General features: G+C 59.4%; 6 protein-coding genes. All 6 read left to right on the forward strand.

Features of this window, described 5'->3' with window-relative positions; genetic code table 11:
- Nucleotides 1-190: 190 nt before the first annotated feature.
- From acpS to tsaD, 6 genes are read left to right on the forward strand one after another with little or no spacing between them, the layout of a single operon-like run.
- Nucleotides 191-730 (forward strand): holo-ACP synthase, encoded by a 540-nt coding sequence (gene acpS / locus DW661_RS09755; RefSeq protein ID WP_118935457.1) that lies wholly within the window; start codon nt 191-193, stop codon nt 728-730.
- Entirely contained in the window at nt 731-2,347 is a 1,617-nt protein-coding gene (locus tag DW661_RS09760) for an NAD(P)H-hydrate dehydratase (RefSeq protein WP_082435564.1), read from the forward strand.
- Nucleotides 2,348-2,349: 2 nt separating this feature from the next.
- Complete coding sequence (alr, locus tag DW661_RS09765) at nt 2,350-3,495, forward strand: alanine racemase (protein ID WP_055252165.1); 1,146 nt, start codon at nt 2,350-2,352, stop codon at nt 3,493-3,495.
- 8 nt (nt 3,496-3,503) lie between these two features.
- Nucleotides 3,504-4,124 (forward strand): uracil-DNA glycosylase, encoded by a 621-nt coding sequence (locus DW661_RS09770; RefSeq protein WP_118377320.1) that lies wholly within the window; start codon nt 3,504-3,506, stop codon nt 4,122-4,124.
- A 12-nt stretch (nt 4,125-4,136) separates the two neighbouring features.
- Nucleotides 4,137-4,643: a tRNA (adenosine(37)-N6)-threonylcarbamoyltransferase complex ATPase subunit type 1 TsaE gene (gene tsaE / locus DW661_RS09775; RefSeq protein WP_118377319.1), complete on the forward strand. Its 507-nt coding sequence runs from the start codon at nt 4,137-4,139 to the stop codon at nt 4,641-4,643.
- Nucleotides 4,630-7,014, forward strand: a complete 2,385-nt coding sequence (tsaD, locus tag DW661_RS09780; protein ID WP_118935458.1) for a tRNA (adenosine(37)-N6)-threonylcarbamoyltransferase complex transferase subunit TsaD — start codon at nt 4,630-4,632, stop codon at nt 7,012-7,014. The genes tsaE and tsaD overlap by 14 nt, the downstream gene beginning before the upstream one ends.
- The last annotated feature ends 94 nt before the right edge of the window (nt 7,015-7,108 follow it).

Here is a 7,108-nt window from a genome sequence, read left to right on the forward strand (position 1 = left end):
AGGGCGCCGCTGACCGGTGGACGGCACCGAGCCGTCATCGAGATTGAAGAAGGGGGAGGCCTCGCGGCCTCCCCCTTTTTTGCGTTTGTGGGCTTTTGTCTCACATAGTAGCTGTGTTTTATAACCCTCGTTTGTCGCATCTTCTGTGAACGGGCTACAATAACTTAGTCTGTGCGATATGGAGGTGAACATGGCTGAAGCTGGTATCGGCGTTGATATCGTCGAGATTTCCCGCATGAAATCAATTCTTGAAAAGACGCCGTCGTTTGCTCGGCGTGTGTTTACCGAAGAAGAGCGTGCGTATTGCGATGCATCATCGCGTCCCGCTGCTCACTATGCGAGCCGTTTTGCTTCGCGCGAGGCGGTGCTTAAAGCTCTCGGTACGGGTTTTAGCCAAGGCGTGGGTTGCAAGGATGTTTCGGTAACGCGTGATAAACTCGGCAAACCGAAGGCGCTGCTTTCGGGCCGTGCACTCGAGATCGCTCAAGAGCTGGGTGTTGTTGAGGTCGCTCTTTCCATTACGCTTACAGGAGACTTAGCCGTTGCGAATGCCATCGCGATTACCGAAGATGCTCGACCTAAGCCTAAGGAAGAAAAGGTGAGCACCAAGGCACGCGTTGCGCAGACATTTAAAGAGGCTCGCTCTGTTTTAGATGAGCTTGAGCAGCTGCAGAATTCAGCATTGACGGAGCATCTGGGCGATGCTTCGCAAGATACGCTAGGAGCATAGATGAAACCGGTTTTGAGTACCGAAGAAGTCGTTCGTCTCGAGGATATCATCGAACGCGAAGGGACTTCGAAGGCCGAGCTTATGGAGCTAGCAGGTGAGTTTGCCGCCAACGAGGTCTTGAAGCTCAATCCCGATCGGGTTCTCGTTCTGGTCGGTTTTGGTAATAATGGCGGCGACGGTTGGGTTGCCGCCGATATTCTGAGCCATAAGGGTGTGGACGTCGATATCGTTTCTCCGGTTGAGCCGGATGAGATTCCTGCTGCTCTGGCACGTCATGTTGCTCGTCGTACCGCCGGCCGCGATGTGCACGTTTGCGTTGGTCCCTCGCGTGACGAACTCGAGGTTTTGATCGATAAGGCCGATGTTGTTGTCGATGCCATTTTTGGTACCGGTTTCCACGGGAATCTGCGTGCGCCGTTCTCCATTTGGATTCCTACGGTCAATGAATGCGCCGATTGTGTCGTATCCATTGATGTCCCCTCGGGCCTGAATGCAGAGACGGGCGTTGTTGATGACGACTGCATTCGTGCCGAGCGCACGGTGACGATGATTGCGCCCAAGATTGGTCTGTATAGCGCTGATGGTCCTGAGTATGCTGGCGATTTGATCTGCGGCAATCTTTACGACCGTCTTGACGAGGTCATCGATGATGTCGACCACGCCGCCGAGATTGTCGAGCCCGGTGACTTAGTTGATTACTTTGCTCCGCTACCATCGAATATCGATAAGTATTCCCGTGGCTCCGTGCTTATTGTCGCCGGATCTGCGCAATATCCTGGTGCTGCCATTATGGCGGCCAAGTCTGCAGCTCGCGCGGGTGCTGGTTACGTGGCAGTCGCGGCTCCTGACGCCTGCGCCAATCTCATTCGCATGGCACTTCCTTCGATTCCGGTCTTTGCTATTCCGTCTGATTCCCGCGGCTCCTTTGGCGCCGCTGCGCGCATGACGGTGTGCGAGATCGCAAAGAAGTACAGCTGCGTGCTGTGCGGTCCCGGTATGACGACGTCTGCCGGCGCTATGCAGGTGGTTTCGGGCTTGCTCGAGCTTGATGTACCGCTAATTTTGGACGCCGATGCACTCAACTGCCTTGCTAAGATTGCCATTGACGGTATTGATAGTAACCCCGAGATGTATCGCCGCGAGCAGCCGTTGGTTATGACACCGCACTATCGTGAGCTTTCGCGCCTGGTTGCCGGTGACGAGGTGAACGACCTTGGTACCGCGATTGCGGCCGCGCAGAAGGTTGTCTGGGCTGCAGGCTCCGACAATCTGGTGGTCATTGCCAAGGGGCCGACGACGGCTATCTGTGGCGTTGAGCGTGTGCTGCTGCCGCTCTCGGGTCCGGCTTCTCTGGCAACTGCCGGTTCGGGTGATGTTCTCGCGGGTATTTTGGCCGGCACGCTTGCCACCATGCGCGACGAGATGGATCGTTGGGAGTTGCTGTATTCGTACGCCGTCGCACTTCACAGCTACGCCGGTTTTGCCGCGGCGACGGAGTATGGTGAGAAGAGCGTCATCGCGACCGATCTTATCGACTTGATCGGTCCTGCCATGGAGCTGGCGGCAAAGGATGCGCTCGAAGATCTGGGAATCATGGACGAAGGGTCGGATGACTAATCATGAATAAAGCCGATTTGACGCGCTGGTCCTGGGTCGAGATCGACCGCGGGGCGCTCCGTCGCAACACGAGGGCCTATAAGAACTTGTTGAATCCGCGTCAGCGCCTGTGCTGCGTGGTCAAGGCCGATGCTTATGGTCATGGAGCTGTTGAGTGCGCCAAGATCATGTATTCGGCCGGTGCCGACATGTTTGCCGTGGCGACGGTTAACGAGGGCGTTGAGCTCCGACAGGGCGGGATTACGAAACCCGTCCTCATCCTAAGCGAGCCGCCTATCGAGGCTATTCCGACGTTGCTCGAGTTTGATATCATGCCCTCGGTCTATACGTCTGACTTTGCTCTTGCGTATGGCGAATGTGCCGTCGCGGCGGGCAAGGTGGGCAAGTATCATCTCGCCATCGAGACGGGCATGAACCGCATTGGCGTACATTACACGCAGGTGCTCGACTTTGTCCGCGGTATTAATTTCCATCGCGGTATTCAGTGCGACGGCGTATTTACGCACTTCGCCACGGCCGATGAACCTTCGGGTTGGGACTACAAGCTGCAGTGCCAGCGTTTTACCGAGGCCGTTCAGGCCATTAAGGACGCAGGTTTTGAATGCGGTATCGTGCATTGTGCCAATACGCCGTCCTCGATGCTCGATTCTTCAATGCACTTTGACATGATTCGTGCCGGCATCGGTTTGTATGGTCTGCAGCCATGTGAGCTGAGTGGTCGCGTGATGCAGCTTGATCCCGTCATGAGCGTCCACGCGCGTGTGACGCGCGTGGCGCATCCTGCGATGGGCGAGGGCGTGGGCTACGGCTTTACCTACCGCGTACCGCGCACGCGCGTTCAGATCTGCACCCTTCCGATCGGTTATGCCGATGGCCTTTCGCGTACGCTTTCCAATCGTATGGACGTGCTGTATCGCGGCGAGCGTGTGCGTCAGGTGGGCAATATCTGCATGGACCAGTTTATGGTCGCCATTCAGTCCAACCCAGCACATGAGATTCCCGAGGCCGAGTATGGTGACGAGATGATCATTGTCGGCCGCGATGGAGATGCCGAGATTACCATGGACGAGATGGCGCGCCTACGCGGCACGATTAACTACGAGGTCGCTTGCGGCTTTGGTATGCGTCTCGACAAGGTCTACGTGTAGGAGTCGCTATGGGCGTCATGCACATCCCCGGCCATAGCCATCAGACGCCGCGTGAGGTCGCACTCGAGGAGATCGAGGCCGTTCTGGGCGATTGTCACCTTTGCCAGCTTTACCAGTCGCGCCATAACATCGTGTTTGGCGTGGGAAACCCCCACGCTCGCGTGATGTTTATTGGCGAGGCGCCGGGCCGCAATGAGGATTTGCAGGGCGAGCCCTTTGTGGGGGCGGCAGGCGAGGACCTCAACGGCATTTTGTCGCTGGCGGGGCTCAAACGCGAAGACGTCTACATTGCCAACGTGCTTAAGTGCCGCCCGCCGGGAAACCGCAATCCGCGCCCCGAGGAAGTGCTGGCTTGCTCACCGTTTTTGCGCGAGCAGATTCGAAGCATCTGGCCCGATATCATCGTGACGCTCGGCAACCCCGCAACGCACTTTGTGCTCAAGACCGAGATCGGCATTACCAAGCTGCGCGGCAGGTTCCATCAGATGGGGCACTTTGTGGTGATGCCCACGTTCCATCCGGCAGCAGCGCTACGCAATCCGGCGTGGCAGGAGCTGCTGGAGGAAGACTTTAAGATGCTGGGCGACTATCTGGAGCGACATCCCGCGCCAGAGGACGCCTCGGAATAATAAGGAGCATGTATGTCCCTGGAGCGCCTGGGGGTAGGTATTTACAAAACGACTTGCGCTGCCGATACGGAGTACTTTGGCGAGCTAATTGCACCGTGCCTTGAGGACGGAGATGTGCTCATCCTGACCGGTGGCCTGGGAGTGGGCAAAACTCACTTTACCAAGGGCGTCTCGCGCGGGCTGGGCGATGGGCATATGGTTACGAGCCCTACGTTTGCGCTCATGGCCGTCCACGATCAAGGTCGTATTCCGCTGTTTCACTTTGATCTATACCGCCTGGAGCATGCCTACGAGCTCGAGGATACGGGCATTTTCGATGTGCTGGGCTATGAGGGTGCTTGCCTGCTGGAATGGGGCGAACAATTCCAGGACGAGCTGACGGATGAGTATCTTTCGGTGACGCTCAGGCGTGATGAGGGCGACAGCGATGTGCGAACGATAACGCTTGAGGCGCACGGTGACCGCGCAATGGAGCTTTCCCATTTGATTGATAAGGCTGTACAAGATGAGCTTGCATAACGACAACGCGCTGGTGGTGGCGCTCGATACCTCGACCGACATGCTTGCCTGCGCGGCAAGCTGGATTGATGGGCAGACGGGTGAGACGAAGCTCGTGAGTGGCGACCACATGTGTCGCCGTCACGCCAACGTTGAGCTCGTGAATACCGTTGATGGCGTGCTGGCTCAAGCCGGTCTGGATCGCAGCGATGTTGGTTGCTATGTGGTCGGCCGCGGCCCGGGGTCCTTTACGGGTGTGCGCATCGGCATCTCCACTGCCAAGGGCCTCGCGCGTGGTGCCAATGTTCCGCTGCTGGGCGTGTCGACGCTCGACGCTTGCGCTTGGACGGCGTGGAAGGCTGGCGTGCGCGGCAAGCTTGGTATCTTGGCCGATGCTATGCGCGGTGAGGTATATCCGGCGCTGTATATGCTGGTCGATAAGGGTCCCGAGCGTCAATTTGAGCGCGAACACGTGGTCAAGGCCGCCGTGGCGCTCGATGAGTGGCGCCAAGCAGCGGACTGGGGCCAGGTTCAGCTGACCGGTGACGGTCTCGTGCGCTATGGCAAGCTGCTGGGTGAGGACGAGGCCGCCCGCTGCGTGGAGCGCGACCTGTGGTGGCCTTCGGGCGAGGGCTTGCTGCTCGCGCACGCTGCGGGTGACGGCGATCCGGCCCGCGTCCTGCCGATTTACACGCGCCTTTCGGATGCCGAGGAAAACGAGCGCAAGCGTCTTGGTCTTGCCGAGAGTGCGCAGAGCGAAATTACGGGTGTTGCCGATGAGCTCGCCGGTCGTCATCTGCAGTTCCGTCCCATGGGCGCGGCGGATGCCGAGGGCGCGAGCGCGCTGGAGGCTGCCTGCTTTGAAGGTGCCGGACACGAGGCGTGGACGCCGGGCATGTTCCTGTCCGAACTGGGCGAGGACGTCGCTGCGCCGCGTAGTTGGTGGGTGGCACACGACGACGGCAAGCTGCTGGGCCTTGCCGGCGGTATGGTCGTGGACGGTGATGTGCAGATTCTGGATGTCGCCGTCGACCCAGCACATCGCCGTGAGGGCATTGCCCGCAAGCTGCTGTCGCACGTGAGCTATGATGCCCAGATGCTCGGCTGCACTACGGCTTCGCTCGAGGTCGAGGACGGTAACGAGGGAGCGACCGCGCTTTATAACGCTCTGGGCTTTACCGAGGCTGGCCGTCGCCGCGGCTACTATGGTGCCGGCAAGGATGCCATCGTCATGACGGCTCCGCTGCCCCTGGTGCTTCCGGTCGACAATGCTTCGCCCGAGCCGACGGCGGCAGAGCAGCGCGTATGGCCGCTGCCTGCGCCTGGGCGCTCCGAGGGGGAGCGTGCCGAAATTGAGCGCCGCCGCCTAGTGCTCGCTATCGAGAGTTCCTGCGACGAGACGGCCGTGGCGATTATCGATGCGGATGGCAATATGCTGGCCAACCAGGTGTCGACACAGATTGATTTTCATGCCCGCTTTGGCGGCGTGGTGCCCGAGATCGCCTCGCGCAAACACGTTGAGGTGATTGTGAGTGTCGTGGATGCGGCGCTCGAGGATGCCGCAGCATCGCTTGGTCTTGAGGGTGGAGCCATCGCGCCGAGCGAACTCGCCGCTGTTGGCGTGACACAGGGTCCGGGCCTGGTGGGTGCTCTGGTAGTGGGCGTCGCCTTCGCCAAGGGCTTTGCGTATGCTGCCGGCAAGCCGCTCGTGTGCGTCAATCATCTGGAGGGCCACCTGTTTGCCAACCTGTTGGCGCAGCCCGACCTCAAGCCCCCGTTTATCTTTACGCTTGTCTCGGGCGGGCACACCATGCTCGTGCACGTGAAGGCATGGGGCGACTACGAGGTACTTGGTGAGACACTCGACGATGCTGTGGGCGAGGCCTTCGACAAGGTAGCCAAGGCGTTGGGTCTGGGCTATCCCGGTGGCCCCATCATCTCCAAGCTGGCCGAGACGGGCAATCCCCGCGCGATCGATTTTCCTCGCGCGCTTAACAGCAGGGGGGACTATCGCTTCTCGCTTTCGGGCCTCAAGACGGCGGTGACGCTCTACATCGAGCAGGAGACCAAGGCCGGGCGCACGATTCACCTGCCCGATCTGGCGGCCTCGTTTGAGGCGGCGGTCTTTGACGTGCAGTACAAGAAGGCCAAAAACGCCCTGCACGCCACCGGGTGCAAGGAGTATTGCATCGGCGGTGGTGTCTCGGCTAATCCGCATCTGCGCGAGATGATGATCAAGAAGCTCGGGCGTCAGGGGATCCGCGTAACGGTGCCACCGCTTTCGGCGTGCACCGACAACGCCGCCATGATCGCAGAGGTTGCTCGCCGTAAATTCGACCGAGGAGAAATCTCGCCGTTCGACGTCGATGCCGATCCGAACATGACGCTGTAGCCGCAAAGGTGCGATCCCCGGCGCTGCCCGGGCGCCAACGGCCGCATATGAACTTTCCTGCTCTACAGTCCTGCTCACGACGGAGGCCACATTA

Origin of the sequence: Collinsella sp. AM24-1 (assembly GCF_003470325.1) — a bacterium.
GTDB lineage: Bacteria > Actinomycetota > Coriobacteriia > Coriobacteriales > Coriobacteriaceae > Collinsella.

Bases quoted from the DNA above. Each gene is read 5' to 3' on its own strand.
- tsaD (WP_118935458.1), top strand. From the start codon at position 4,630: ATGAGCTTGCATAACGACAACGCGCTGGTGGTGGCGCTCGATACCTCG.
- alr (WP_055252165.1), top strand. From the start codon at position 2,350: ATGAATAAAGCCGATTTGACGCGCTGGTCCTGGGTCGAGATCGACCGC.
- DW661_RS09770 (WP_118377320.1), top strand. From the start codon at position 3,504: ATGGGCGTCATGCACATCCCCGGCCATAGCCATCAGACGCCGCGTGAG.
- acpS (WP_118935457.1), top strand. From the start codon at position 191: ATGGCTGAAGCTGGTATCGGCGTTGATATCGTCGAGATTTCCCGCATG.
- tsaE (WP_118377319.1), top strand. From the start codon at position 4,137: ATGTCCCTGGAGCGCCTGGGGGTAGGTATTTACAAAACGACTTGCGCT.
- DW661_RS09760 (WP_082435564.1), top strand. From the start codon at position 731: ATGAAACCGGTTTTGAGTACCGAAGAAGTCGTTCGTCTCGAGGATATC.